Origin of the sequence: Aliiruegeria sabulilitoris, assembly GCF_001558155.1 — a bacterium.
GTDB classification, from domain to species: Bacteria; Pseudomonadota; Alphaproteobacteria; order Rhodobacterales; family Rhodobacteraceae; genus Tropicimonas; species Tropicimonas sabulilitoris.
This window is the reverse complement of the sequence record NZ_LOAS01000013.1, coordinates 117,892-143,767: the sequence shown is the minus strand read 5'-3', so window position 1 is coordinate 143,767 and position 25,876 is coordinate 117,892. Positions and strand designations below refer to the sequence as shown.

Here is a 25,876-nt window from a genome sequence, read left to right as displayed (position 1 = left end):
GTCTCGTCAGGCCCGCACATTCGCTACCCGTTCAGGCAAAAATCCAGATCGACCGGATGAAGCCGAAAGATCACGCTTTGCTGGCCTTCAGCGGTCAGCAGAGTATTGCCCTCGCATTCGCCCCCGGCTTCATCGACGAAGAGCCCGCCGGTGCGCAGATCGAGCTTGTCACCGGTAAAGCTGGCAATCTGCATCGCGCCGCCGTCGCATTCCGCGAAACAGACGATACCGCCGCCTTTTGCCCAACCCGGTGGCGTGGGCCCACCCTGCACACGGCAATAGAGCGTCTGGCCGTACCAGCCGCCCGGCACGGCATTCTCGACCCCGATCCCCTGCCCGCGAAATTGCACCTTGAGGAACATCTGCCCGTCCAGAAGCTCCGTCGGGTCCGGTTCGGCCAACACCAGCATCTGGGTGACCGATTGCCGGGGGTTCCTGGCCAGGTGTGCTTCCGAATAGGCCCGCGCATAGCATCCTTCGGGGAAATCCCCCGCAAGCGCCGCGACAGGCAGCGCACAGGCAAAGGCCAGAACACTCGAAACCCTAGTGAAGATTGTGCTGGGCACCGGTCCCCTCCTCATCCATCAATCCAAAGCCGGTTTCAAACCGGTTCAGCTTGTAGCGCGCCGCCGCGTCATGCGGCCTGTCCGTCGCCATCAGATGCGCGAAGCTATGGCCGGAGCCCGGCACGGCCTTGAAGCCGCCGTAACACCAGCCGCAATTGAGATAGAGGCCGCGAATATCGGTGCGGTCGATGATCGGCGAGCCGTCGGGCGACATGTCCACGATGCCACCCCAGCTCCGAAGCAGTCGCGCCTTGCCGAGCATCGGCATCAGCGTCATGCCCGCCTCCATGACGTGCTCCATCATCGGCAGGTTTCCCCTGCTGGCATAGGAGGGGTAGAAATCGAGGTCCCCGCCGAAGACCAGTCCGCCCTTGTCCGACTGGCTGATATAGAAATGCCCCATGCCATAGGTGACGACATGGTCGATCACCGGCTTCAGCCCCTCGGTAACGAAGGCCTGCAACACGTGGCTCTCGATCGGCAGGCGCATCCCCGCCATCGCCGCCACCCGGCTGGAATTGCCCGCAACGACGATCCCGACCTTCTTGGCACGAATGGCCCCGCGCGTGGTCTGAACGCCAGTGACATGGCCGTTCTCGATGTCGATGCCGGTCACCTCGCAATTGTCGATCAGGTCCACGCCTCGTTGATCCGCCCCCCGCGCATAGCCCCACGCGACGGCATCATGGCGCGCCGTGCCGCCGCGCGGGTGGTAGAGACCGCCATAAATGGGAAACCGCGTCTGGTCGAAATCGAGATAGGGCAGCATCTGCCGGCAATCGCCCCTTTCGAGCAGGATCGCGTCGTCACCCTGGTTGATCATCGCATTGCCCCGGCGCGCGGCCGCGTCGCGCTGACCGTCGGAATGGAACAGGTTGATGACGCCGCGCTGCGAATGCATCACGTTGAAATTCAGTTCCTGCTCCAGCCCCTCCCAGAGCTTCAGCGAGTGCGAGTAAAACTCCGAATTGCCCGGCAGCCCGTAATTGGCCCGCACGATCGTCGTGTTCCGCCCGACATTGCCGCCGCCGAAATAGCCCTTTTCCAGCACCGCCACGTTGGTCTTCCCATGCACGGCAGCCAGGTAATAGGCCGTGGCAAGCCCGTGCCCGCCGCCGCCAATGATGATGATGTCATAGGATGGTTTGGGATCGGGCTTGCGCCAGGCACGGTCCCAGTTCCGGTTCCCCGTCAGCCCCTGCTTCAGGATCTGCAGCGCGTTGTAGCGCATCGCGGCTCCCCCTCTTGTTGCACACAGAAAAGCAACTCCGCCCTTGCATTGCAATCGTCCTGCGCGACACGGCGCGTCTGGGCTGCGACACGTCCCGCCTCAGTCATGGCACGCGGTTGCATGAATCGGCCGCCTGCGAGACACTGGCCCCAATACAAAAAACACAGAGCAGTCCAATGAAACCACTCACTCTCGCGGCTACGGTCGCCTTTCTGCTGTCGGCCGTGCCGGCCATTGCCGCCCCTCTCTCCGAGGTGACCGGTGTCGATGAAGACGACATGCTCAAGCTGCGCTCCGGCCCGGGCATGGGCTATCGCGTGGTGGTCGGGCTTCCGAACGGCACTATTCTGCGCAATTATGGCTGCGACCGGGTTGGTGGAACGCCGTGGTGCAAGGTTTCACTGCGCGATGTGCGCCAGCTCAAGGGCTATGTGTCAGGGCACTACCTGAAGGACCGCTGAGGCCCGATCTCCGCCCGCCTCCACATTCCGGACATAAATGGCCAGATCTCCGACATGGTTCGGCCTTTTTTCCCGCAGCGATTCGGTCTCAATTCGGGCCTGCGTGACCTCGTGGAGAGACAATCGCCCAAGCCATTTGCCATCGTTCTCAGCCCGGAAACCGCCGTCCGGAGCGAGCCGGAATGCAATCAATTGATTTGAAACGGGAATCCACATTTCATTCATCATTTAGGCAGGTTCTTCTAAAAGTCGCGCCAATTTTGTGGCAAAAAGAAGACCTGGGTAGGGGCGCCCATTTAGCCGGGGGGCAAGGGTGCCAAAAATGTTGTTTGAGTCCGATTTGAGAATCCGCGCTCCGCGGAAACCGTTTGTCATGTCCACATCCCTGCGTCGTTTTGCACGCGAAGAGGATGGCGGTCTGATCATCTTCACCTTGTTCATCCTGATCTGCATGTTGTTGGCCATTGGCATGGCCATCGATACCGTGCGCACCGAGTTCACCCGCATCAAGATGCAGAACGTAACAGATTCTGCCGTTCTGGCCGCGGCCGACCTGGACCAGACGCTGGACCCGAAATCGGTGGTCGAGGATTACCTCCGCCGCGCGGGCCTGAACCCTGAAGACGTCGAGATCACCGTCAAACAGGGCATCGATTTCCGCGAGGTGTCCGCCCAGACCAATTATGACGTGCCAACGATGTTCATGAACATGGTCGGCATAGACGATCTCTCGGCCCCTGCCGCAGGCTCTGCCATGGAATCGGTGAGCGAGCTGGAAATCGCACTCGTGCTGGACAATTCCGGCTCGATGGCGAGCAACAGCAACTACCGCATGAAACTGCTGAAGCCGGCCGCAAAGAACTTTGTCGAACAGGTTCTCGACAATGAGAGTTCCGAGGGCAAGGTCGCCATTTCCATTATTCCATTCGCGACCCAGGTGACCGCAGGAGCGGACATCCTTAGCCAGTACAAGGTTTCCAATGAACACAGCTATTCTAACTGCGTTACTTTCGACGACGCGGATTTCGCCACGGCGAAACTCGCGACAACACAATCGCTCAACCGGACCGCGCATTTCGATCCGAGCAACACCCGGATGCCTCCGTATTCGAGCTCTCGCGTCTGCCGCACAGACTCGAGCCGCGAGATCACGCCATGGTCGGACAATGTCGACTATCTGAAAGGGCGGATCGACGCCATGGTCGGCTCCGGCTGGACCTCGATCGAGCTGGGCGCGAAATGGGGCGCCGCCATGCTCGACCCCTCCGCGCGCCCGGTCCTGACGGCACTTGTCGATGACAAGAAAGTGGACAAGAAATTCGCCGGCCAGCCCTTCGATTATGGCAGCGGCGATGCGGAAGTCAGCCGGATGAAATACCTTGTCATCATGTCCGACGGCGAAAATACCAACCAGTACGACATCAAGGATCCGTATCGCGCGGGCCTGTCCCCGCTGTTCCTGAACGGGACCGAAGCGTCGCTGGACAACCTTTCCTATTACGATGCCGATCGTAGCGGCGACAGGAAGTATTATCGTTTCAAGGCCGATGCCTGGCGCCAATTGCCGACGGGCCAGGACAGCGCGGTGCAACTCACCTGGCCAGAGGTCTGGGAGATGATGAGCGTCAAGTACTACGTCAACGAGGTCGAAGCGGAGGTGCCCGGCCTGAGCGACCGGACGGCGTATTCCGACGTGGTGAAGAGCTTCTCCAGTTCCACCAAGAACACCAACACCTCCAAGATCTGCAAGGCGGCCAAGGATGCGGGCGTGCTTGTCTTCACCATCGGCATGGACACCTATGGGCAGGGTGACACGACGCTGGCCGATTGTGCTTCCGGGTCTTCGTATTTCTACGACGTGGAGAGCGACGACCTCGACCAGGCCTTCAACTCGATCGCCCGAACGATCAACCAATTGCGGCTGACCAATTAGAAAATGACGCTTGGTAAGGTTAATACTTGACCTTTGGTAAAGAAGGCATGAAACTTACTTGGCGCAATTAAACGAGCAAAATCAATTGGTTCTGAATTCGATACGCTTTGTTTCAAAATCTGAACGATTAACCAAGGCGGCGCCAAAATGGCGCTGCTTTTTCGTCACGTTTAGGGTGCCCGATAGAGCAACTGCGCCTTGGGGGAGGTGACAGCTTTCAATGCTGTAAGAGTAGGGAAGATGGGTATTTCGAAGAATTCGAACCGGTCGCGTTGGCGTTCCGGTCAGATTGAGAAGTTTGTTCGGGAGCAGGACGGGGGGCTGATCGTCTTCAGCCTGTTCATCCTTATTTGCATGATGCTCGCCATCGGCATGTCGATCGACGTCGCGCGTTTCGAATACAACCGGGCAAAGCTGCAGCATACACTGGACCGGGCCGTTCTTGCCGCGGCCAACCTGGAACAGACACTCGATCCGAAATCCGTGGTCGAGGACTATTTCAAAAAGGCCGGGCTCTCCGACAACCTGAAGGATGTGAAAGTCTCGCAGGCTATCAACTACCGTACGGTTTCGGCCGATGCCTCGGCCGAGATCGAAACGATCTTTCTCGAAATGGTCGGGATCAACGAGCTGTCCGTTCCAGCCTCCGGCGAGGCCAATGAGACCCTGGCCGACCTCGAAGTCGCGCTGGTGCTCGATAATTCCGGCTCCATGGGCTCGTGGACGTCGAGTGGAAAGACACGCCTCAAGCTGTTGCAGGAGGCTGCCAAGGATTTCGTCGAGACAGTGGCCAAGGAGGACTCGGACGAGGGGAGCACGATCATTTCGCTCGTCCCCTTTGCCGAACAGGTCACAGTCGGCAAGACGCTGCTCGACCAGTACAACGTCTCCAACGAACACGACACGACCCATTGCGTCACCTTCGACGAAGACGATTTCAGTTCCGCGGCCATCAAGTCGACAGACGAGCTCAACCGGATGGCCTATTTCGATCCGAACAACTCCGGCTGGACGATCTATGACCCGAAAATCTGCGACACGACTGGCGGACGGGACATCACGCCCTGGACCTCGGATGCGGACACCCTCTACGGCCGGATCGACGCCATGTATGCGGAGGGCTGGACCTCCATCGATGTCGGCACGAAATGGGGCGTCGCCATGCTCGACCCTTCTGCCCAGTCGGTTCTGAGCGCTATGATCGACGCAAAGGAGGTTGATGGCGACCTTGAGGGGCAACCCTTCGACTACGATCGCGAAAGTACCATGAAGATCCTCGTGGTCATGTCCGACGGCGCGAACCGCTATCAGCGCGATATCAAGGACGCGTACAAATCCGGCCTGTCGCCGCTCTTCTACAATTCGAAGGAAGAGCAATACTCCTACTATCAGGACGATCAGTATTATCGCGAAGGTACTACCTACACCTACAAATGCGGGAAACGGGGATGCTACTATAGCAGCAGCACCGAAAATGACTGGTACGACACGCCCTATGGCGACATGGAAGATAATGCTCAGATGACCTGGGCGGAAGTCTGGGCGAGCATGACGGTCTACAAATTCGCCTATGAATTCCTCTCGCCCGTCAATCACAATGGCAGCAATTCCTACGCGAGTTACTATTACGACAAGGTCTTACGGGAGATCGGCTCCAAATACGAGACGACATGGGCGGGCAACGAAAAGAACGCCTATACCTCCGCGATTTGCACCGCTGCCAAGGAAGAAGGCATACTGATCTTCACCATCGGCATGGATACAGACGACAGTGTGGCCGATGCAACGCTCGAAGATTGCGCGACGCTCTCCTCCTATTACTACGACGTGCAAAGCGTGGACATTTCCAGCGCCTTCGCTTCGATCGCGCTGCAGATCAACCAGCTTCGCCTGACGCAATAACATCAGGGCCGGACTTACCGGCCTTGACCGTCCACGTTCCGGCAACAAACCGCGCGTATGACCCTCTCTCGCCCAAATTCAGCCACACGGGTCGGGTTGAATTTCGGCAGGGACACCCTGAGGCCATTCAACAGGCCGGGGAAGAAGACGAGCTTTTGGGACGAGATTTCAGAAACCGAGGATAATGGAATGTTTGGGAGAACAGGTTCGATAGTGCGCTTTGGGCGCGGTCGCCTCGGCAGGGACGACGGGAACGCGACCGTCGAGTTCGTGATCCTGTTCCCGATCTTCATGGTCCTGTTCATGAATGCCTTCGAGATCGGGTTGCTGATGGTCCGCCAGGTGATGCTGGACCGCGCCACCGATATCGTCGTGCGCGCGCTGCGCATCGGCGAATGGGACGATCCGACCTATGCCGAGGTAAAGACCAATATCTGCGACGAGGCGTTGATCCTGCCAAATTGCGAGGAAAACCTTCGCTTGAATCTCAGCTCGGTCGATGAAGATGACTGGACCATCACTCCCGGCGCCATGCTTTGCGTCGACAAGACTGCGGATATCCAGCCTGCCGTAACCTTCGAGCTGGGGGTTCAGCACGAGATGATGCTGGTTCAGGTCTGCGCTCTGCAGCAACCCTTCTTCCCGTTGTCCGGGCTTGGCCTGAGGCTTCCGCGGGTCGATGACGATCACTACGCGTTGATGACGCAATCCGCCTTCGTGAACGAGCCGGGTTAAGGGAGGAGCATTGCACCATGTCCGACCGTATTTTCCGCCCCGCCCGCCTCGCGCTCCGGCAGTTCCGTGACAGGACCGACGGTTCGCTCTCGGTTGAAGCCGCCATCATCATGCCCCTGCTCTGCGCGGTCTATGTCGGCTCCTTCGTCTGGTTCGACGCCTTCCGGATGCAGAACGTGAACCTCAAGGCGACCTATACCATCGCCGATATGATCAGCCGGGAAACCGACGGGGTCGACCCGGACTATTTCGACGGCATGGACGATATCTATGCCTACCTGACCTATGGCAACTACGAGACCCATCTGCGCCTGACGATCATCGAGTGCACCGAAGAATGTGAAGACGATAGCGCCCGGGTTCTGGAAGTGTGCTGGTCGAAGGCCAGCGAAGGTCGCGATATCCTGACGACCGAAGACCTCCAGGCCCGCGCGAACGAGGTGCCTATCTTCCCGCTCGGGGATGAACTGATCGTTGCCGAAACCTTCATGGCCTACAGCCCCGCCTTCGATGTCGGGCTGGATCCGCAGGTCTTCGAGAACACCGTCTTCACCGCCCCGCGTATGTCCGGGCAGATGAAATTCACCAAGTCGAACGACAGCGTCGAGCACTGCTACAACAACTGATCCGGGGCGGGCCTGCCGGCCTGTCCGTCAGTTGCCGGGTTCATTCTCCGACGTGTCGGTCAATTGGTCCGTCACGCGAGCCATCAGCAGCGCGGAGAGGATCTCGGCTACCGTCTTGGTCTCCGCCGCAGCCGTGATGCCGCCGACACCAATCCGTTTGCCGACCCGCCACCAGAGCCCGGGCGCCCAGTGGCTGCCATCGGGGGACGAAACCGAGACCCGGAGAAGGAAGCCGTTCGACGGCTTGATCGCGAACGCGCCACGCTCGATCGCCACCACATCCTCGACCCGCACAACGACCCGACCCGTGGTTTCCCGCAATTCTTCGGCGGTCAGCTCCAGCGAGTTCTCCGTCGCCCGGCGCAGCTTTTCGGCCAAGAAGAGCGTCAAGCCCCCGAGGCCGATCAGGAAGACCTGCCAGTGCAGCTCGGCCGGCGGCTTGACGATGCCGAGATAGACGAGGCTCGCCCCCAACGTGCACAGCACGACAATGCCAAGGATGCGCCGGGGCGCCGATGGCGAAATGGTGGCCAGGATATCTTCGGACGGGGAGGTTGTATCGGTCATGGCGCCTGATTACCCGGCAACAGAACAAAGCGCGAGGGGAAATGGTTCATGTTCGAAAACGCACATTGTCACCGCGCCCCCGAGAGTGACCGGCGAATTGTAACAAACCACCCGCGTCGCTACCTTTGGACAAAGGAGAGCGCAAATGTCCCTCAGACCCATTGACCACATGTCCCGGGCGACCCTCACGATGGAAGGGGCCGGGGTGAAACTTCACCGTGCCTTCGGTTTTCAGGATCCGGAACTCATGGATCCCTTCCTGCTGTTCGACGATTTCCGCAACGAACGGCCCGAGGATTTTCTAGCCGGGTTCCCGTGGCACCCACATCGCGGCATCGAGACCATCACCTACGTGCTGAAAGGTACGGTCGAACATGGCGACAGCCTGGGCAATTCCGGCTCGCTCGGCGCGGGCGACGTCCAGTGGATGACCGCCGGATCGGGCATCCTGCATCAGGAGATGCCTTCGGGCAATGATGTCGGCCAGATGCACGGGTTCCAGCTCTGGGCGAACCTTCCGGGTGACCTGAAGATGACCGCCCCCCGCTACCAGGATGTCGGATCGACCGAGATCCCGGAGATCCTCGAAGACGACGGAACGCGGGTGAAGGTAATCATCGGCAATTTCTGGGGCCAGAGTGGGCCGGTGGACGGCATTGCCGCCGATCCGCTCTATCTCGATATCTTCGTGCCCGCCGGGGTGCGCAAGACCTTCCCGGTGGACACCTACCGGCAGGCCTTTGCCTACGTGTTCGAAGGCTCCGCCGCCTTTGCCGATGCCGCCGCGCCGCAGGGCGTTTTGCTGGAAAAGGAGGTGATGGGCCAGGAGGTGAATATCCGCGACCTGTCTGGCAACCGGACGATCATCCGCTTTGGGCGTGGGGACGAGGTGGTGGTTCAGGCCGGCCCCGAAGGCGTGCGCTTCCTGCTGGTGGCGGGCGCCCCGATCCGGGAACCCGTCGCCTGGCACGGACCCATCGTGATGAACACGCAGGAGGAGCTGCGCAAGGCCTTTGCCGAGCTGCGCAACGGCACCTTCATCCGCCCGGCGCATTGAGGCAGGGCCAGAAAGAGCTTACCCGGCGCGCCCAACGGCACGCCGGGTCATGTCCCAATAGACCTGCTCGACATCCGACCGGCTCAGCCGGCCGCTCTCGCGGAACCAGGTGCTTACGCCGGTCAGCATGGCGATCAACCCCATCACCGCAACGCGGGTATCGCTGATGGTGAATTGTCCCGCCGCGCACCCCTCGGTCAGGATGCCTTGCAAGGCATCCTCGTAGCGCCGCCGCAACGTCTCCAGCGCGGTGAAGTTCTCCGGCTCCAGGTTGCGAAGCTCCATGTAGGAGATGAACACCTCGTCCGGCCGGTCGAGATGATACTGTATATGGAACCGGACGAAGGCTTCGAGCCGCCGGGCCGGATCGGCGGGTTGTTCCACCGCCTCCCAGCTTTCCAGAAGATGCTCCATATGCCCCTTCATCAGGTCGAAAAGCAGTGCCTGCTTGTCGGGCGTATAGGCATAGAGCGCGCCGGCCTGCACGCCGACCTCGGCCGCGATCTGGCGCATGGAGACGGCCGCGTATCCATGTTGCGCAAACAGCCTCAACGCCGCGTCGCGGATTCTGGGGCCGGTGATTTCAGCGTGGGAGCCTGTCTTTCGTGCCATTGCCCGAGCATCCATTGAACGAGCGTTCAATTCAAGAGGACATTGTACGGCTTGCCCCCGAGGGGGCGGCTTGGATAGGTTGCGCGCAGAGTCACCGGAGCCTGCAATGCGCCCTGCCCCCTTGCTAGTCACGATCTGTCTGTTTGTGTTGCCGACGGCCTGCGCCCAGTTCCCTGAACTGGACGAGAGGATAACCGACAAGGCCCGGCAGGCCGACCGCCCTGTGCTGACGGATAATGCCGTCGTGCTGGAGCCCGCCTCCGAAGCCCTGCTCGACACCGAGACGCGCGACGAGATGCTTGCCCGGGCCGCCGCCCTTCAAGCGCGTGCGGAAGCGGCAAGCGGGCCTGTAATTTCGCCAGAAGAGAAGGCAGAGCTTCTGCGCAGGGCAGCGGAGCTGCGGGCCGAAGCGGCACGCGTTGCACAGGAAAGCTGAACAGGCTAATCAGCCAAAGCCGCAACGCGGCAACGGACACCAAACCCTGACCACACGGGAGTATCGAGCATGACCCAACCCCTTCGCCTTGGCATTGCGGGACTTGGCACCGTCGGCACCGGTGTGATCAAGATCGTCCGCCAGAAGGCCAAACTTCTGGCCGCGCGCACCGGCCGCCCCATCGAGATCTCCGCCGTCTCGGCCCGCAACCGCGACAAGGATCGCGGCGTGCCGATTTCGGGCTATGCTTGGGAAGACGATCCCGTGGCACTGGCCACTCGCGACGATGTCGATGTGTTCGTCGAACTGATGGGCGGCAGCGATGGCCCGGCCAAGGCCGCGACCGAAGCCGCGATTGCCGCCGGCAAGGACGTGGTGACCGCGAACAAGGCAATGCTGGCCGTTCACGGCCAGGCGCTGGCCGAGGCCGCCGAGGCCGCCGGCCACGTGATCCGGTTCGAGGCCGCCGTCGCCGGTGGCATCCCGGTCGTCAAGGCGCTCACCGAGGGGCTTGCCGGCAACGAGATCACCCGCGTCATGGGGGTCATGAACGGCACCTGCAACTACATCCTGACCCGGATGGAAGATGCCGGCCTGCCCTATGAGGAGGTCTTTGCCGAGGCCGACGCGCTCGGCTACCTGGAAGCCGATCCGAACCTCGATGTCGGCGGCATCGATGCAGGTCACAAGCTTTCGTTGCTGGCCGCCATTGCCTTTGGCACCCAGGTGGATTTCGACGCGGTCGAACTGGAAGGCATCCAGAAGCTCTCGATCGACGATATCCGCACCGCGGCCAGCCTCGGCTACCGTATAAAGCTGCTGGGCGTTGCCCAGATGACCGGTCGCGGGCTGGAGCAGCGCATGTCCCCCTGCCTCGTTCCCGCCGACAGCCCGATCGGGCAATTACAGGGCGGCACGAACATGGTCGTGCTCGAAGGCGACAGTGTGGGCCAGATCGTGATGCGCGGCGCGGGCGCGGGCGAAGGCCCGACTGCCAGCGCGGTGATGAGCGACATTATCGAGATCGCCCGCGGCACCCGCCTGACCACATTCGGCCAGCCGGCCGCCGGCCTGCAAAAGGCACGCCCGGCGCGCGCTGCGACGCCGGCTCCCTATTACCTGCGCATGATCCTCAGCGACAAACCCGGCGCGATGGCCAAGATCGCCACGGTTCTGGGTGAGGCCGGCATCAGCATCGACCGCATGCGCCAGACCCGGCACGACAGCGCCTCCGCCCCGGTGGTGATCGTCACCCACAAGACCAACCGGGATGCGCTCGACACCGCGCTCGCCGCCTTCGGTGGAACCGGCGTGGTTCTGGGCGAGCCGGTGGCGATCCGGATCGAGCGGGTCTAGAGCGCAGCGGGTCTTCCCCCAAACGCCCTAGTCGAGCCAGGCGAAGCGCGATTTCAGCAGCGCTTCGTCATATTCCTCTTGGGCGCGGCTGTCATGGACAATACCGCCGCCGACATTGAGATCCACTCGCCCATCGGGCCAGCAGGTCAAGGTGCGAATGGCGACGTTGAACTCCATGCGGCCGTCCGGCGCGACCCACCCTACTGCACCGCAATAGACATTGCGGGCCCTCTCTTCGAGCTTGCGCAACAGGGTCATGGCCATGATCTTGGGCGCGCCGGTCACCGATCCGCAGGGAAAGAGCGCCTCGAGGATATCCGGAAAGGTCACACCCTCGCGCAGCTGCGAGGTGATGCGCGACGTCATCTGGTGCACCGTGGCATAGCTCTCCACCGCGAAAAGCTCCGGCACCTTGACACTGCCGATCTCGGAAATGCGGCTGACGTCATTGCGCAGCAGGTCCACGATCATCAGGTTCTCGGCCTGGTTCTTTTCCGACGCCCGCAGCCACGCGGCATTGGCCGCGTCTTCCTCGGGCGTTGCCCCGCGCGGCGCCGTGCCCTTCATAGGTCGTGTCGTCAGACGGCCCTCGGCATCGCAGCGAAAGAACAGCTCGGGGGAGCGCGACAGGATTGCCGGCCCACCCAGATCGACCAGTGCGCCATGCCGGACCGGCTGGCGGGCGGCAAGCCGCTGGTAGAGCGCTTCCAGGCTGCCCGAGAAGGCCGAGCGCATCGGAAAGGTCAGGTTCCCCTGGTAGAGGTCGCCTGCCGCGATATGGGCCTGAAGCTGATCGAAGGCCTCCGAATACTGCGCGAAATCCCACAGGGGTTGGGGCCGCTCCAGCGTGGCTTGCCCGGCCGGACCGGTCTCCATCCAAGGTTCGGCCGCATCAAAAACGCCGAACAGCATCAAGGGACAGTCGCGCAACACCGGCATAAGCCAGCGCAGCTTGTGGCTGAACATGAATCCCAGCTCGTAGGACGCGTAGCCAGCCAGCCATTTCCCGTCTTCCTGCGCCTTCCTCAATGCCTCCATCGCGGCGGGAACCTGTTCCGGCTGATCGGCGCGGATCAGCTCGATCGGCGCGCGAAAGGCCGTCGCCCCGCCGAGCGGCCCGCGATCGAAAAGGACCTGCATCTGATCCAAGACGTTACCGCCTCAGAAATCCGCGGCGATGCGAAGCTCGCGCAGCGGGCGGACGATATCGATGGATTCCTGGTAGATCGGGTGCGCCTTGTAGGCGGCCAGCGCCTCTTCGCTGTCGAACTCCGCATAGACGATTACATCGACATCATCCGAAAGCGCATCCTTGCGCCGGTTCTGGCTAACGCCGAAATTCTGCGAATGCGGGATGTTTCCCAGCAGCGACAATCCCTCGACGATTGTCGGAACATCTTTCTTGTCCCGGGCGCTGAAGAAAACGACATGCCTGATGAAGGGTCTGGCGCTCATTGGATCACCTATGCGCTACGCGTGCAGAAACGACCCGCGGGCGATAGAACACCGTAGGCACTTGTGCAAGTTCGTTTCTTCGCGGAAGCTCGGAAGCTGGCCGAACCGGGAATCGTTTCCGGAGATGGGAGAGCCACAGGGGCCGCAGGGTAGCTGTGGCCATTTTGACGCTTCGGCGCTAACAGCGCTTGCGTGGGTCAACGCTGCACCGCTACGCCGATTGAAGAACCATTTACGTTATTCAGACCCAGGAAAGACATCAAATGCACCATCCCCCCGAATTTCACGACCGTATGCTCTCGCTTGCCCTGGCCCGTGTTTCCGAAGCGGCCGCCATGGCCTCGGCGCACCTGATCGGCCACGGCGACGAGAAAGCCGCGGACCAGGCAGCCGTGAACGCCATGCGCAGCGAGCTCAACAAGCTCGAGATCCGGGGCGTGGTGGTGATCGGCGAAGGTGAGCGGGACGAAGCTCCCATGCTCTATATCGGCGAGGAAGTGGGCGATGGCGAAGGCCCCGAGGTGGACATCGCGCTCGATCCACTCGAAGGTACCACGCTGACCGCGCTCGACATGCCCAATGCGCTGACCGTCGTCGCCATGGGCCCGCGCGGCTCCATGCTGCACGCGCCGGACGTCTACATGGACAAGCTGGCGATCGGACCGGGCTATCCGCAGGATGTCGTGACGCTGAAAATGACGCCCACCGAGCGCGTTCACGCGCTGGCCAAGGCCAAGGGCTGCGAACCCAATGCCATCAACGTGTGCATCCTGCTTCGGGACCGGCACGAGGAGCTGATCGCCGAGGTCCGCGCCACCGGCGCCGCGATCCGCCTGATTACCGATGGCGACGTTGCCGGTGTCATGCACTGCGCCGAACCGCACCTGACCGGCATCGACATGTATATGGGGTCCGGCGGGGCACCAGAGGGCGTTCTGGCCGCGGCGGCGCTCAAATGCATGGGCGGACAGATGTATGGCCGACTGACCTTCCGCGACGAGGACGAGATCGCCCGCGCCCGCAAGGCCGGCATCGAGGATCTCGACAAGATCTACAACCGGGACGAGATGGTGACCCGCGACGTGATCTTTGCCGCAACCGGCGTGACCGACGGCAATCTGCTGCCGGGGGTGAAGCGCGAGCCGCACCGGTTCACCTGCGAGACCCTGCTGATGCGTTCCAAGACGGGCTCCGTCCGCCGCATCACCTACTCCAACCCGGTCTGATCCGGGATGGCGGCGTTCCTCGGGGTCGAGCAATCGCTTACCGGCCGGACATGGGTCGGTCCGTCCATCGAACAGGAACGCCGCGCCGAAGCCATGGCGCAGGCGACCCGGCTGCCCGGGCCGCTGTGCCACACGCTGGTGCGCAGGGGCGTGGCCCCCGAGGAGGCGGCGAGCTTCCTTGAGCCGACCCTGCGCGACCTGCTGCCCGACCCGCTCTCGCTCAAAGACATGGAACCTGCCGCCGCGCGCATGTTGCGAGCGGCCGAGCGCGGCGAGCGCATCGCCATCTTTGCCGATTACGACGTCGACGGCGGCTCTTCGGCGGCGCTTCTGATTTGTTGGATGCGCGACATGGGCCGGCAGGCCACGCTCTATATTCCCGACCGGATCGACGAGGGCTATGGCCCCAACCCGCCCGCCATGAGCCGCCTCGCGGCCGCGCATGACCTGATCGTCTGCGTCGATTGCGGCACCCTCTCGCACGAAGCGCTGGCTGCCGCCAAGGGCGCGGATGTCATCGTGCTCGACCACCACCTTGGCGGCGAGACACTGCCCCCTGCCCTCGCCGTGGTGAACCCGAACCGGCAGGACGAGAGCGGCGAGCTGGCCCATCTCTGCGCCGCAGGCGTGGTGTTCCTGCTGCTGGTCGAGGTGAACCGACAGATGCGCACCAAGGGCGCAAAGGGGCCGGACCTCATGGCCCTGCTGGACCTCGTGGCGCTGGCCACCGTCGCCGACGTGGCCCCGCTGATCGGGGTGAACCGCGCGCTGGTGCGCACCGGGCTCAAGGTCATGGCGCAGCGCAACCGCGTCGGGCTGCGTGCGCTGGCCGATGTGGCCAGCCTGAACGAGCCCCCCCGCGCCTATCATCTCGGCTACTTGCTCGGCCCGCGCATCAATGCCGGCGGCCGCATCGGCAAGGCAGATCTCGGCGCACGCCTGCTGGCGACGATCGAACCATCCGAAGCGCAGGCGCTGGCCGAGCAACTCGACCGCCTGAACCGCGAGCGGCGCGAGATCGAGCAGCACGTTACCGAGGCGGCGATGGAACAGGCCGAGGCACGCGGCCTCGACGGTGCGCTGGTCTGGGCGGCCGGAGAGGGCTGGCATCCGGGCGTGGTGGGAATCGTCGCTTCCCGCCTGAAGGAGGCCACCAACCGCCCCTCCGTGGTGATCGGGCTGGCCGATGGCGAGGGCAAGGGTTCGGGCCGGTCGGTCTCGGGCATCGATCTCGGCGCCTCGATCCAGCGCGTGGCGCAGGAGGGACTGCTGATCAAGGGCGGCGGCCACAAGATGGCGGCAGGCCTGACCGTTGCCGAGGACAAGCTGGAGGCCGCCATGGAGCGGCTGAGCGAGCTTCTGGCACGGCAAGGCGCAGATGCCGGCGGCCCGCGTGACCTGAAGGTGGATGCGCTGCTGATGCCGGGCGCCGCAAGCGTCGAGTTGATCGAGAAACTCGAAACCGCCGGCCCTTTCGGCGCCTCCGCCCCTGCCCCGCGCTTCGTTCTGCCGGACATGGCGATCCGCTTCGCCAAGCGGGTGGGCGAAAACCATCTGAAGGTCAGCTTCGGCGACGGGCTGGGCGCCCATATGGACGCTATCGCCTTCGGTGCCTATGACACACCGCTCGGCCCGCGGCTGGAGCAGAATGGCGGCGCGCGGTTCCACCTTGCCGGCCGTCTGGAAGTGAACGAATGGAACGGTCGTCGCTCGCCGCAACTCCGCCTGGAAGACGCCGCCGAGAGCGCTGGCCAATAGAGAAAACAGTGCTTGGAAATAATCTTTCCCCAAAGCGAAAAACCGCTTGCGCCCCCCCGCGCCGTTTCCTAAATAGCGCCTCACCGATGAGCATGGTCCGTTCGTCTATCGGTTAGGACGCCAGGTTTTCAACCTGGAAAGAGGGGTTCGATTCCCCTACGGACTGCCACTTTCCCCCTGAAAGCCTTATTATATTGGTGTTTTCGCCTTCGTGTGTCCCACGCTCTTGGGCACGTGGGACAGCTTCGATCCTGGCGCCTTTCCGCGGCACAATCACCACCTCGCGCACCGGGATCGCCTGCCTTTCGGCCCCTTCAATTGCCGGCGGCAATCTGGGCCTTCGCGGCTTCGATATATGCCGAGCGCATCGAACGCACCTCCTCCGCGGTAGAGTGCCGCCCGAGATCGCGCGCGACCTTGCGGATGACATCAGCATCCCCGGGCTCCGCAAAATCCGAGCGCACGACGTCGTTGGCATAGTGGTGCGCTTCCAATGGCGTCTTGTCCAGCACCCCGGCCGCCCAGAGCCCCAGCAACTTGTTCGCCCGCGCTTCGATCCGGAATTGCATCTCGGCATCATGGGCGTAGCTATGTTCGAAGGCCTTAAGTCTTTGGTCAAAAGCCGTCATATCTTCCTCTCATCAGTTGGCACGCGGCACGGATCAGCCTGAAAGGTATCGGTGAGCAGAAGGCGGCAATGACCTGCCGCCGCCGACACCGCCCGCCCTTCAAGCCCGGCGATGACATATATGTATGCCGCAAACTTTACGGCGCAAGTATACTGAGAGTTTTTTTCGCGTTCACGTGAACGCCACCAAGCGATGCAATCTACGATCCCTGCATTTGCTGGAACTTCAGAGCCAAGGCCTGGATTGCCAAACGAACGAGGTCCCGGGTGTCGAAATCTTCCCGGTGCACGCTGCCGAGCACATCGTTGGCCGACAGCGTCGTGATCCCGTGAGTGACGGTGTACAGAAGATCCGTCATCACTATCAGCGTTGCCTCGTCCGCCCCTGGCAATTCCGCCGCAATGCTGTTGTGGAGAATGGCGAGGTTTGCTCCGCCCGCCTGGCGAACCGGATCCTCCTCAGCACGAAGCCCATGATTGAACATCAGGTGGAACTGCCCGGGATGATCGCGCGAAAAATCCAGATATGCCAAGCTGAAGGCAAAGAGGCGGTCTTCCAAACCGAGGTCCGACTCGGCCACCCGTTGCATCGCAATGCCAAAGATCTCGTGCCCGCGCAACGCCACCGCATCGAGCAGTTCCGCTTTGTTCTGGAAATGCGCATAGGGCGCCATGGCCGAGACCCCCAGTTCACGCGCAAGCCCGCGCAGGGAAATGTCGGAGTCAGGGTCCGCATCGAGCTGCCTGGTCGCTTCCTCGATCAGCGCGTTCTTCAGGTTCTTGTGGTGGTAGCTGTCTTTTTTCAACGTCCTGCTCCTTGCGGCGCCTCAATGCCTTGCGGCGTAAAGTTTGCATCTAACATATATACTCTGTCCCGCCCCCGAAAGAGCGGCGCAGAGTCAGGCCCACGTCAAAAGAACACCAACGCTTGCACTGCGCCTATCGCCCCCGGACAGACCGCCGAAGATGTGGGCCGTCACAAGGATGCGCCTCTAGAGATCCAGCTCCAGCACGCCCCCGGGCTCTGCCGCGCGGGATTTGCAGGATATGAACGCCTCGCGGCGTTGCGCGGCGGACAGGACGTGGTCGCGGTGCTCCACCGCGCCCGAGATCAGGCCGCAACGACAGACACCACATATCCCGTCAGAGCACTTTATGTCGACGGGAACACCGTTCTCCCGCAGAACGTCCGCAGCAGTTTTGTTTTCTGGAACGAGAAGTTCTCGACCATCTCTCAAGCGCAGCATGAAGGGATGATCGACATATTCCGGCGCCTCCGGAACGGAGAAATACTCCATGTGCCGCGCCATTTCGGGAAAGCCCTGTGCCTCGGCTGCCGCCAAGACAGCCGCCATGTAACGCTCCGGCCCGCAAGTGTAGACGTGCCAGCCCGGCTGGTAGCCCGTCAGGATCGGGTCGAGATCGGCGCGCGTCCCTTCCTCCGTGATGTGCAAATGCACCTGGTCGGCCCATGGCGCGGCGGCAAGCGCTTCCATGTAGGCCGCATCGTCCCGGCAATGGACGGAGAAATGCAGCTCGAAATCCTTGTCCAGTGCATGCAGGCGATGGGCAAAGGCGAGCATCGGCGTCACGCCGATCCCACCGCCCATCAGGAAGCTCTTGCGCGCGGTTTCCTCCAGTTCGAAATGGTTGATTGGTCGGGAAACGAAGACCTTGCGGCCCGGCGTGAAGATCCGGTGCAGCAGCGCCGACCCGCCGCGCCCCCGGTCCTCCCGCAATACGCCGATCTCGTAGCGCCCGCGCTCTGCCGGGTCATTCGAGAGCGAAAACTGGCGCAGGTATTCCGGCGCCACGAGCACATCCAGATGCGCCCCCGCGTGCCATTCCGGCAGCGGCGCGCCGTCGGGGGCGCGAAACGCGTAGCGGGTGATCGTCGCCGTCATCGGCTCGACCTCGGACACTTCCAGCCGCATCACAGGGGACGCCTCGGCATTAGTGTAGCGGTGAAGCACCGTGTAGTCGCCGCGCGCCAAACGGTCACGGTATTCTGCCGCCGGGATCATCGCCGCATAGGCTGCTATCCCCGCCTCGCGGTCCATCGGGAAGGGATAGGGCCAAGGGTGCGGCGCCAGTGGCGCGGGATAGACGGCAAGCGTCTGATCCTCGTATTTCAGCTCCAGATCCTTTTGCAGCCCGCGCCGGTTCACGACATGGTCGGTCGGCCGGTAGCGGCCGGACTCATCCTGCTCGATATCCCACCACCATTTCTTGACGTCGTTCAGCTCGCCATTGCCGAGCCGGTCATCCAGTTCCGCCAACCACGCGGCCGCCGAAGGGACGTTGCTGGCTGCCCAGCGAAACGGTGCCTGTGCGAAAAGCCCTTCAAGGTTCCACGGGCAGGTCTTCATGCAACGCCCGCACATCGCGCCGCCGGTCTGGGTCACGCGGTAGGTGGTGCATTTCTGGCTGTCCGATTTCCAGATCTCGTAGCCGTTGAACATCAGCTTCGGGCCGGCGGTGATCGCGCCCGAGGGGCACTCACGCGCGCATTTGTTGCAGTTCTCGCAGAAATTCTGCAGCCCGAAATCGATGGGCTTGTCATGGGCCATCGGCATGTCCGTCGTCACCGCGCCCGATTTGAGCCGTGGCCCGAGATAGGGATTGAGAATGATCTCGCCGATCCGGCTCACCTCTCCCAGCCCCGAAAGCAACAGCAGCGGCGGCTGCAGCACCTCGCCATCCATCACCGTATGCGCCTTGGCCGAATAGCCAAGGTTGCGGATCTGCTGTGCGATCACCCCGCCCAGCAGGGAGAAGCGCAGATAGGCGCGCATGGACTGGCTGACGGCGATCCAGTCATCGCCCGAGGCGCCCTCCATCGTCTCGAAGCCTTGGTCCACGATCACGCTCAGCGCCTGATCATGCGGCGGGTCGATCGGAGTGCCGGTGGCGTCATGGCTGTACCAGGCCCAGTCCGGGCAGCGGCTGGTGCCGGCAGCGTCGATGCCGAGGAAATAGCTCGCCGCCTTCAGGTTGGCCGCGTTGCGCGCGGCATCCGGGGGCCGGGCGCCCGCCGGGTCGGGCACGCCGTCCTGCAACAGGACAAAGGCACCGAGCGCACGCCGTTGCGCCATGGAGGGCGCGGATTTGCGCACGTATTTGCCGCCTGTCGCCGCCTGTTGCAGATCCTTGCCCATATCGCCGAATTGGCTTCGGGCGAACATGTCGGCGCGCTTGGGCACGCGGGCGACATTCGGCTCGTCGATATAGGTCGTAGGCTCCTCGACCCGCTTCAGCCGCTCGAACGGGTAAGCCCCGTCCACGTAGTTGCGCCGCGCATAAGGATCGCGGTTAAGCACCCCCTTCGCAGACCGGGTGCCCAGCCACCAGGACGGCCCGCGCGTGGCCAGCCATCGCTGCTCCGCCAGCGGGGCAAGCGGGGTGTCATGGGCAAGCTCCATATCGGTCGTCACGGCGGCCAGCCCGAAGCGCGGCCCGAGCCAGGGTGCGCACAGCGCCCCGCCTTCCACTGTCACCAGCCCGGCTGCCAGCGCCAACCGACCGAGGTCAACCTCCCCCGTCGTCATCGTGTGGGCGCGGGCGTCAAACCCCAAGGTGCGGATGTAATTGGCCAGAACGACGGCGTTCTCCGTTGCCCGCAGGCAGGCGCGATGCGCCTGCGCATCGAGAATCCAGTCGCTGCCCGGCTCCTGTGCGCACGGCTCGCGATGGCGTTCATAGAGAAAGACGATGGCATGCCGGTGATGGCCCATCTCGCCCGGCTCCGCCTCCATGCTCTCCTTCAGATCGGCCATGATCAGGTCGATCCCGGCAGCGAGCGTCTTGGTCTGCCGTGTCCTGAGCGCATGGGCGAGCCGGTCGATATCCGGGTTGCGCCGCGGCTCCGCGAGCAGCGCGGCAGGGTCCATCGGCCCGATCCCGACCATGGAGGCATCGTTGAAATAGCCGAAGGCCTTGAGATGGTTGGCCCTATCCTGCGGGTTCTCCGGGATGACGGCCCGCTGCGGATTGACCAACCCGCCGCGGATGGCGTCCATCATTGCCTGAAACTCGCCCATCGCGTTGACGAGGCTTTCGGGGTGCTCGGGCCGGTGGAAAGACAGCACCGGCATCGGCGGAACAGCCGAAAGATCAGCAGGTTGAGCGCGCCGCGCCAGCCGCTCCAACGGGTACGGCCCCAGATGGACCGGCCGATTTCGGTCGGAAAAGAACCGGATGCTCATGCGCCCTCCTGCTTGCCCTGGCTGTTCAGACCATGGCCTCAGCCGCCACAGCTATCCGCGCCCAGCCGCGTGATCCGCTCGAAGGCGAGCGTCTCGACCTCGGCCAGCCGCGTCTCCAACGCCTTGATCCGCGTCTCCAGCGCCGCAGCCGCCGCGTCGTCGGGCAAGCGTTTTTCCAGAGCGGCAAAGCGGGCGTGGATCTCGGCGGCCGGAACGTATTCGGCCGCCGCCTCGTCCGCGATCAGCGCCTTCAATGCAGCCCGGAACCCTGGGCCTCCCTGCCGGATACGCCCAATCACGTCGCGCACGAGCTGTTCGTGCTCATACTCGATCCGCAGGTTGATTGCCTTGGTTGCGCCCGCCGGCCTACCCATGTTCCGATCCTCGTTCTCATATTGGCGACAAAAAGCATTCAGAAGCCAATTGCACCGAGATAGCAAGATGCAACCATGCCCCGCCGTTTTTGCCATTTCAGTCGACCGCAAAAGCTCTTAGCGTCGCGAGAAATCCTCCCCCACGAGTCGAGACATCCCTATGACGACCAATATCCCCGTTTTCGACGGCCATAACGACCTGTTACTTCGTCTGGAGCGCGCGCCGGAACGGCGCGACGAGATCTTCCTGAAGCGGGGGCTGGACGGGCATCTCGACCTGCCGCGCATGCGCGAGGGCGGGTTCGCCGGCGGGCTCTTTGCCATCTATGTGCCCTCGCCGCCCGATCCGGACGCGCCGGACCTGTTCGCGCTTATGGAGCAGCCGCCCTATGACGTGCCCCTGCCCGCACCGGTTCCCGCAAGCGAGGCGCTGCCCATCGCGATCTCTGCCGCTGCGCAGATGCTCTGGATGGAACGCGCCTCCGAGGGTGGCTTTGTAATCTGCCGCACGGCCGCCGAGATCCGCTCTGCAATGGAGCGCGGCGCGGTGGCCGGTGTCATGCATATGGAAGGCGCGGAGGCCATCGGAGAGGATCTCGACGCCCTGCATGTCTTCCACGGGCTCGGCCTGCGCTCGCTCGGCCCGGTCTGGAGCCGGCCGACGATCTTCGGCCATGGCGTGCCCTTCCGCTATCCGGGCAATCCCGATATCGGCGCCGGCCTGACAGTGGCCGGCAAGGCGCTGGTGCGTGAATGCAATGCGCTCGGCATCCTTGTCGATCTTTCGCATCTCAACGAGAAGGGCTTCGACGATGTTGCCCGCATCTCCTCGGCGCCACTGGTGGCCACCCATTCCAACGCCCACGCGCTCTGCCCCAGCCCGCGCAACCTGACCGACCGGCAGCTGGCCCAGATCGCCGAAAGCGGCGGCATGGTGGGCCTCAATTTCGCGACCTTCTTCCTGCGTGAGGATGGCCTGGGCGCAGCCGATTGCGAGCTGGAGCCGATGATCCGCCATATCGATTACCTGATCGGGAAGCTGGGCGAAGACCATGTCGGTTTTGGATCCGATTTCGATGGCTGTGTTGTGCCCGCCGCCATCGGGGATGTTACCGGTCTTCCGCGGTTGCTCGAAGCACTTCGAGTTCATGGATTCGACGATGACTTGCTGCAAAAATTGGCGTATCGTAACTGGATAGCAACTTTGGAAAACATAATCGGCGCCTGAACCGGCAAAATTGCCGCAATTCAGGCTTTCCATTTTGCACCGCAGCATTAACTCAGTATGACGCGACGGAAAGTGCGCGTGTGCGGTCGCCGGTTGCGACAGGAGTAAGAGATGATCGAATTGGATATCTACCGCGACGAGCCGACAGGCTTGCCGCAGGAAACCAGTGGTGCAACCGTCGTGGAAGGTTGTATCGATACGGCACTGGATCATTTCTTTGAGGCCAAGAATGCCGCGATGGGGCCGCTTCTGAACATCCCCGGCCTCGCAATGCTCTATGCCGAAACCGCGACGATCGACTGCAAATTCCCCGACCCGCATGACAAGAGCGTGATGCTGCATCGCAAGGTCGAGGGCCTCGCGGAAATACAGCGTTTCTTCGAAGAGCAGGCCGAGATGATCCGCTACATCGTGCATATCGAAAAGGAACGCTCGGTCTCCGGCCGCACAGCGATCTGGAAGGGCAAGATGGCGGGTATTGACGGGCCGACCCGCGAAGCGATCCGATATGACGCGACCTTCGAGCTCGAATTTGACGATCACGACCATGTGTTGCGCCACTGTAGCCGGATTACAGTGGAAAAGCGCAGCTAGGTCCGACGCGCGGTTTTCATTTCCGTCGGCCTTGGCGGAACATGATGAAGAGCCCGGAGGCCAGGATAATGGCCGAGCCGATATAGGTCGCCAGATCCGGGCGTTCACCGAAAAACAACATGCCGAGCGCAACCCCGAAGAGCAGCCGCGAATAGCGGAACGGCGTGACAACCGAAACCTCGCCCGTGCGCATTGCCTGTGTCAGCGCCGAATAGGCGGCCAGTCCGAAAGCGCTGCCGCAAAGCAGGTTTCCAAAGGCACCGGGACTGGGCATGACTGCCCCGCCCGTGACGGCCAGCAGCAAGAGCCCAACCGGGATCAGCACCGAGAAGCCGCAAATACCCAGCTGCGCATTGCTCAGCCCCAGTGGCGCGGCCCGCGTGGCCAGGTCCCGCCCGGCAAAGCCAAGCATGCCGAGAAAGACCAGGATCGAGGCCGCATCGAACCCCTCGGCGCCCGGCCGCAGGATCAGCAGCACACCGCCGAACCCTATCCAGATGGCGAGCCAGCGTCGCCAGCCCACCTGTTCGTGCATGAAAAGCGCCGCACCGGCCACCACGACGATCGGCGTGGCTTGCATGATCGCCGTCGCATTGGATAGCGCCGTCACGGCAATGGCCAGCGTGTAGAACATCCTCGCACTGCCTTCGAACAAGGCCCGCAGCAGCATCGGGCGCGACACCATCAACGGATGCAGCACCGGTTCACCGCGCGACAGGGCGCGGGCCGAGAAATAGATCGTGCCGAGCAGGCCGAAGATCGCCAACGCCTGCCCGACGGGCAATTCCGCGGTCGCACGCTTGAGAAACATGTCCTCGAAGGCGAAGCCGGCCATCGCCGCGACCATGAAGGCCGCGCCGACGAGGTTGTCCGAAACCGGCCTCACGTCAAGCCGGCTCACTCAAGCGCGCCAAGGCGCCGCAGCATCTCGTCGGCGGCAGCGGCCGGGGCCAGATCGCCCATGGCCACCCGCTCGCCAAGCCTGTTCATGTGGTCGCGCATCTCGCCGGACTTGGTCAGCCGGGCCAGAAGGCCCATCCGCACCTCTTCCTCGAACCAATGGCGGGCCTGCCGCGCGCGGCGGGCTTCCCAGAACCCGTTCTCGCGCCGCCAGTCGGCCAGCGTGTTCATTTCCTCCCAGGCCAATTCCAGCCCGTTGCCCTCGACGGCAGACACCGTCATCGCCTTGGGGAAATCCTTCGGGTCCTCGGGCCGCTTGCGCAGAAGCCGCAACGCACCGGAGTAATCGGCGCAGGTCCGGTTCGCCACCGGCTTCAGCGCGCCATCGGCCTTGTTGATCAGGATCAGGTCGGCAATCTCCATGATGCCGCGCTTCACACCCTGCAGCTCGTCACCGCCCGCCGGCGCCAGCAGCAGCAGGAACAGGTCCGACATCTCCGCGACCATGGTCTCGGACTGGCCAACGCCCACCGTCTCGATCAGGACCACGTCATAATTCGCCGCCTCGCAGAGCGACACGACCTCGCGGGTACGCCGGGCAACGCCGCCAAGCTGGCTCTGGCTGGGAGAGGGCCGGATAAAGGCGTTGCGGTTGCGCGACAGCAACTCCATCCGGGTCTTGTCGCCCAGGATAGAGCCGCCGGACCGCGCCGAAGAGGGGTCCACCGCGAGCACCGCCACCTTCAGCCCCTGCTCCACCAGCATCATCCCGAACGCCTCGATAAAGGTCGACTTGCCGACCCCCGGCGTACCCGACAGCCCCAGCCGGAGCGCCTGCCGGCCGGTGCCTGCAACCTTTTTTCCCAGTTCGACAGCCATGGCACGGTGATCGGCGCGACCGCTTTCGATCAACGTAATCGCCCGTGCCAGCGCCCGCCTCTCGCCGCCAATAACCCGGTTTGCAAGATCCTCGATATCCATCGGCTCCGTCCTCGATCCTTGGTTTGCCCCGTCTTTCTGCTTACCGGGCCGGAATGTCCAGAACCGGCCCGGCCCGGCATTCAGGCCGTCGGAAGCCCAAAACCGGCAATTTGGCCGCAAATTCGCGTCTTTGCCCTTGAACCGCAAGCAAGTTGCCCGACGTTTTCGTTTGGCGAATACCGGGGCTGTCAATTTTTCCAACCGGGCAACGCTGCGCCCATCGCACGGTTGAAGCCGGCGGAATCTCTCCGTCGACATTCAATAACACGGGCCCGCTGTTGACCTTCATCGGCTTTTCCTGCCCTTTTCAGCCAACCCGAAACCCTTGCGGATACCATCATGCGCCTGCTTCCCGTCCTGGCACTTGCCCTCGCCTGCGCCACGTCTGCCGCAGCCGAAGAAGGCCGCTTCGCCGTCTCGATCGCCGGATTCGGCGCCGGCACGATCTCCTTCCAGGGATCGGAGGCCAATGGCCGCTACGAGGCCAGCGGACAGGTCGCCTCCATGGGGCTGGCCAGCCGCCTCTACCCGGCTCAGATCAGCGTTGCGGTTCGCGGCGGAGTTTCCGGCAACCGCTATTCGCCCGCGCTCTACAAGGAAACCGCGATCAAGAAGGGCAAGACGAAGCACGCCACCTTCCGCTATGCCAACGCGACGCCGGAGGTGACCAAGACCCCGCCGGACAAGAACCGCAAATCCTTCCATGCCGAGGCGAAGGACCAGAAAGGCACCGTGGACCCGATGACCGCCGCCTTCGCCATCCTGCGCGACCGCCCGGCGGATCTCGCCTGCAATCTCGACATCTCGCCCTTTGACGGACGCGAACGCACGCGCATCCGGATGAGCGGCGGCATGCGCAAAGGCGACCAACTCACCTGCCCCGGCACCTATTCCCGCATCGACGGGTTTTCCGACCGCGAAATGACGGAGAAGGTTCACTGGCCCTTTAGCGTGGTCTATACGGTCCTGCCTGATGGCACCTATCGCGTCAGCGAGGTCGTCGTACCAACGACCTTGGGCAAGGTCCGCATGCAGCGTCGCTGAG

26 protein-coding genes and 1 tRNA gene are annotated in these 25,876 nt (G+C 62.9%); 14 read left to right on the top strand and 13 right to left on the bottom strand.

Going from position 1 to position 25,876, the window contains the following annotated elements:
* Positions 1-23: 23 nt before the first annotated feature.
* A complete protein-coding gene (locus AX756_RS14065; protein ID WP_068312557.1) occupies positions 24-566 on the bottom strand; it encodes a hypothetical protein in 543 nt (180 codons plus the stop codon).
* On the bottom strand, positions 544-1,797 hold the full coding sequence (locus AX756_RS14060; protein WP_068312554.1) for a sarcosine oxidase subunit beta family protein: 1,254 nt from the start codon (positions 1,795-1,797) through the stop codon (positions 544-546). The genes AX756_RS14065 and AX756_RS14060 overlap by 23 nt, the downstream gene beginning before the upstream one ends.
* Positions 1,798-1,973: 176 nt before the next feature.
* Here AX756_RS14060 and AX756_RS14055 point away from each other — a divergent pair, with 176 nt between their 5' ends.
* The 5 genes from AX756_RS14055 to AX756_RS14035 all read left to right on the top strand — a co-directional run bounded on the left by AX756_RS14055 (position 1,974) and on the right by AX756_RS14035 (position 7,454).
* Positions 1,974-2,258 carry an SH3 domain-containing protein gene (locus tag AX756_RS14055; RefSeq protein ID WP_068312551.1) on the top strand — a complete coding sequence of 95 codons (285 nt, stop codon included), beginning with the start codon at positions 1,974-1,976 and terminating at the stop codon, positions 2,256-2,258.
* Positions 2,259-2,631: 373 nt separating this feature from the next.
* On the top strand, positions 2,632-4,191 hold the full coding sequence (locus AX756_RS14050; protein ID WP_068312549.1) for a Tad domain-containing protein: 1,560 nt from the start codon (positions 2,632-2,634) through the stop codon (positions 4,189-4,191).
* Between the two features lie 240 nt (positions 4,192-4,431).
* The gene (locus AX756_RS14045; protein ID WP_068312546.1) at positions 4,432-6,093 is read left to right on the top strand and encodes a Tad domain-containing protein; all 1,662 of its coding nucleotides are present in this window, start codon (positions 4,432-4,434) and stop codon (positions 6,091-6,093) included.
* Between the two features lie 189 nt (positions 6,094-6,282).
* Positions 6,283-6,828 (top strand): TadE/TadG family type IV pilus assembly protein, encoded by a 546-nt coding sequence (locus AX756_RS14040; RefSeq protein ID WP_163887315.1) that lies wholly within the window; start codon positions 6,283-6,285, stop codon positions 6,826-6,828.
* 17 nt (positions 6,829-6,845) lie between these two features.
* Entirely contained in the window at positions 6,846-7,454 is a 609-nt protein-coding gene (locus AX756_RS14035; RefSeq protein ID WP_068312541.1) for a TadE/TadG family type IV pilus assembly protein, read from the top strand.
* Positions 7,455-7,481: 27 nt separating this feature from the next.
* Here the strand turns inward: AX756_RS14035 and AX756_RS14030 are convergent, their stop codons facing one another.
* On the bottom strand, positions 7,482-8,021 hold the full coding sequence (locus AX756_RS14030; RefSeq protein WP_068312538.1) for a hypothetical protein: 540 nt from the start codon (positions 8,019-8,021) through the stop codon (positions 7,482-7,484).
* Between the two features lie 145 nt (positions 8,022-8,166).
* Between AX756_RS14030 and AX756_RS14025 the strand changes: the two genes are divergently transcribed.
* Entirely contained in the window at positions 8,167-9,078 is a 912-nt protein-coding gene (locus AX756_RS14025) for a pirin family protein (protein WP_068312533.1), read from the top strand.
* Between the two features lie 18 nt (positions 9,079-9,096).
* Here AX756_RS14025 and AX756_RS14020 read toward each other — a convergent pair whose 3' ends face one another.
* The gene (locus AX756_RS14020; RefSeq protein WP_068312530.1) at positions 9,097-9,690 is read right to left on the bottom strand and encodes a TetR/AcrR family transcriptional regulator; all 594 of its coding nucleotides are present in this window, start codon (positions 9,688-9,690) and stop codon (positions 9,097-9,099) included.
* A 106-nt stretch (positions 9,691-9,796) separates the two neighbouring features.
* On the opposite strand from AX756_RS14020, the gene AX756_RS14015 reads away from it, so the two are divergent.
* The gene (locus tag AX756_RS14015; protein WP_068312527.1) at positions 9,797-10,126 is read left to right on the top strand and encodes a hypothetical protein; all 330 of its coding nucleotides are present in this window, start codon (positions 9,797-9,799) and stop codon (positions 10,124-10,126) included.
* 69 nt (positions 10,127-10,195) lie between these two features.
* Positions 10,196-11,482, top strand: coding sequence for a homoserine dehydrogenase (locus AX756_RS14010; protein ID WP_068312524.1), 1,287 nt, complete (start codon positions 10,196-10,198; stop codon positions 11,480-11,482).
* Between the two features lie 27 nt (positions 11,483-11,509).
* Here the strand turns inward: AX756_RS14010 and AX756_RS14005 are convergent, their stop codons facing one another.
* Both AX756_RS14005 and AX756_RS14000 read right to left on the bottom strand, forming a co-directional pair.
* Positions 11,510-12,622, bottom strand: coding sequence for an aminodeoxychorismate synthase component I (locus tag AX756_RS14005; protein WP_068312521.1), 1,113 nt, complete (start codon positions 12,620-12,622; stop codon positions 11,510-11,512).
* 21 nt (positions 12,623-12,643) lie between these two features.
* Positions 12,644-12,937, bottom strand: a complete 294-nt coding sequence (locus tag AX756_RS14000) for a Dabb family protein (RefSeq protein ID WP_068312518.1) — start codon at positions 12,935-12,937, stop codon at positions 12,644-12,646.
* Positions 12,938-13,200: 263 nt separating this feature from the next.
* Between AX756_RS14000 and glpX the strand changes: the two genes are divergently transcribed.
* The 3 genes from glpX (at position 13,201) to AX756_RS13985 (ending at position 16,090) form a co-directional block, all read left to right on the top strand.
* Positions 13,201-14,163 (top strand): class II fructose-bisphosphatase, encoded by a 963-nt coding sequence (gene glpX, locus AX756_RS13995; protein ID WP_068312515.1) that lies wholly within the window; start codon positions 13,201-13,203, stop codon positions 14,161-14,163.
* A 6-nt stretch (positions 14,164-14,169) separates the two neighbouring features.
* A complete protein-coding gene (recJ, locus tag AX756_RS13990) occupies positions 14,170-15,921 on the top strand; it encodes a single-stranded-DNA-specific exonuclease RecJ (RefSeq protein ID WP_068312511.1) in 1,752 nt (583 codons plus the stop codon).
* Positions 15,922-16,015: 94 nt separating this feature from the next.
* A tRNA-Glu gene (locus AX756_RS13985) sits at positions 16,016-16,090 on the top strand.
* Between the two features lie 145 nt (positions 16,091-16,235).
* On the opposite strand, the gene AX756_RS13980 is transcribed toward AX756_RS13985, so the two are convergent.
* From AX756_RS13980 to AX756_RS13965, 4 genes are all read right to left on the bottom strand, one after another.
* Positions 16,236-16,550 carry a DUF1476 domain-containing protein gene (locus AX756_RS13980; protein WP_068312508.1) on the bottom strand — a complete coding sequence of 105 codons (315 nt, stop codon included), beginning with the start codon at positions 16,548-16,550 and terminating at the stop codon, positions 16,236-16,238.
* A 199-nt stretch (positions 16,551-16,749) separates the two neighbouring features.
* Complete coding sequence (locus tag AX756_RS13975; RefSeq protein ID WP_068312505.1) at positions 16,750-17,355, bottom strand: TetR/AcrR family transcriptional regulator; 606 nt, start codon at positions 17,353-17,355, stop codon at positions 16,750-16,752.
* A gap of 186 nt (positions 17,356-17,541) precedes the next feature.
* A complete protein-coding gene (locus AX756_RS13970; RefSeq protein WP_068312502.1) occupies positions 17,542-20,754 on the bottom strand; it encodes a 4Fe-4S dicluster domain-containing protein in 3,213 nt (1,070 codons plus the stop codon).
* A gap of 38 nt (positions 20,755-20,792) precedes the next feature.
* Positions 20,793-21,128 carry a hypothetical protein gene (locus AX756_RS13965; RefSeq protein ID WP_068312499.1) on the bottom strand — a complete coding sequence of 112 codons (336 nt, stop codon included), beginning with the start codon at positions 21,126-21,128 and terminating at the stop codon, positions 20,793-20,795.
* Positions 21,129-21,288: 160 nt separating this feature from the next.
* Here AX756_RS13965 and AX756_RS13960 point away from each other — a divergent pair, with 160 nt between their 5' ends.
* On the top strand, positions 21,289-22,356 hold the full coding sequence (locus AX756_RS13960) for a dipeptidase (RefSeq protein WP_068312497.1): 1,068 nt from the start codon (positions 21,289-21,291) through the stop codon (positions 22,354-22,356).
* Positions 22,357-22,467: 111 nt separating this feature from the next.
* Positions 22,468-22,950 carry a nuclear transport factor 2-like protein gene (locus AX756_RS13955; RefSeq protein WP_068312495.1) on the top strand — a complete coding sequence of 161 codons (483 nt, stop codon included), beginning with the start codon at positions 22,468-22,470 and terminating at the stop codon, positions 22,948-22,950.
* Between the two features lie 16 nt (positions 22,951-22,966).
* On the opposite strand, the gene AX756_RS13950 is transcribed toward AX756_RS13955, so the two are convergent.
* The 3 genes from AX756_RS13950 to AX756_RS25665 are packed head-to-tail and all read right to left on the bottom strand — an operon-like array spanning position 22,967 to position 25,120.
* A complete protein-coding gene (locus AX756_RS13950; protein ID WP_438938402.1) occupies positions 22,967-23,851 on the bottom strand; it encodes a DMT family transporter in 885 nt (294 codons plus the stop codon).
* Positions 23,848-24,831: a methylmalonyl Co-A mutase-associated GTPase MeaB gene (gene meaB / locus AX756_RS13945; protein WP_068312493.1), complete on the bottom strand. Its 984-nt coding sequence runs from the start codon at positions 24,829-24,831 to the stop codon at positions 23,848-23,850. The genes AX756_RS13950 and meaB overlap by 4 nt, the downstream gene beginning before the upstream one ends.
* Before the next feature lie 40 nt (positions 24,832-24,871).
* Entirely contained in the window at positions 24,872-25,120 is a 249-nt protein-coding gene (locus tag AX756_RS25665; protein WP_156461503.1) for a hypothetical protein, read from the bottom strand.
* Positions 25,121-25,170: 50 nt separating this feature from the next.
* On the opposite strand from AX756_RS25665, the gene AX756_RS13940 reads away from it, so the two are divergent.
* Positions 25,171-25,875, top strand: coding sequence for a DUF3108 domain-containing protein (locus AX756_RS13940; protein WP_068312490.1), 705 nt, complete (start codon positions 25,171-25,173; stop codon positions 25,873-25,875).
* Position 25,876: the final 1 nt, after the last annotated feature.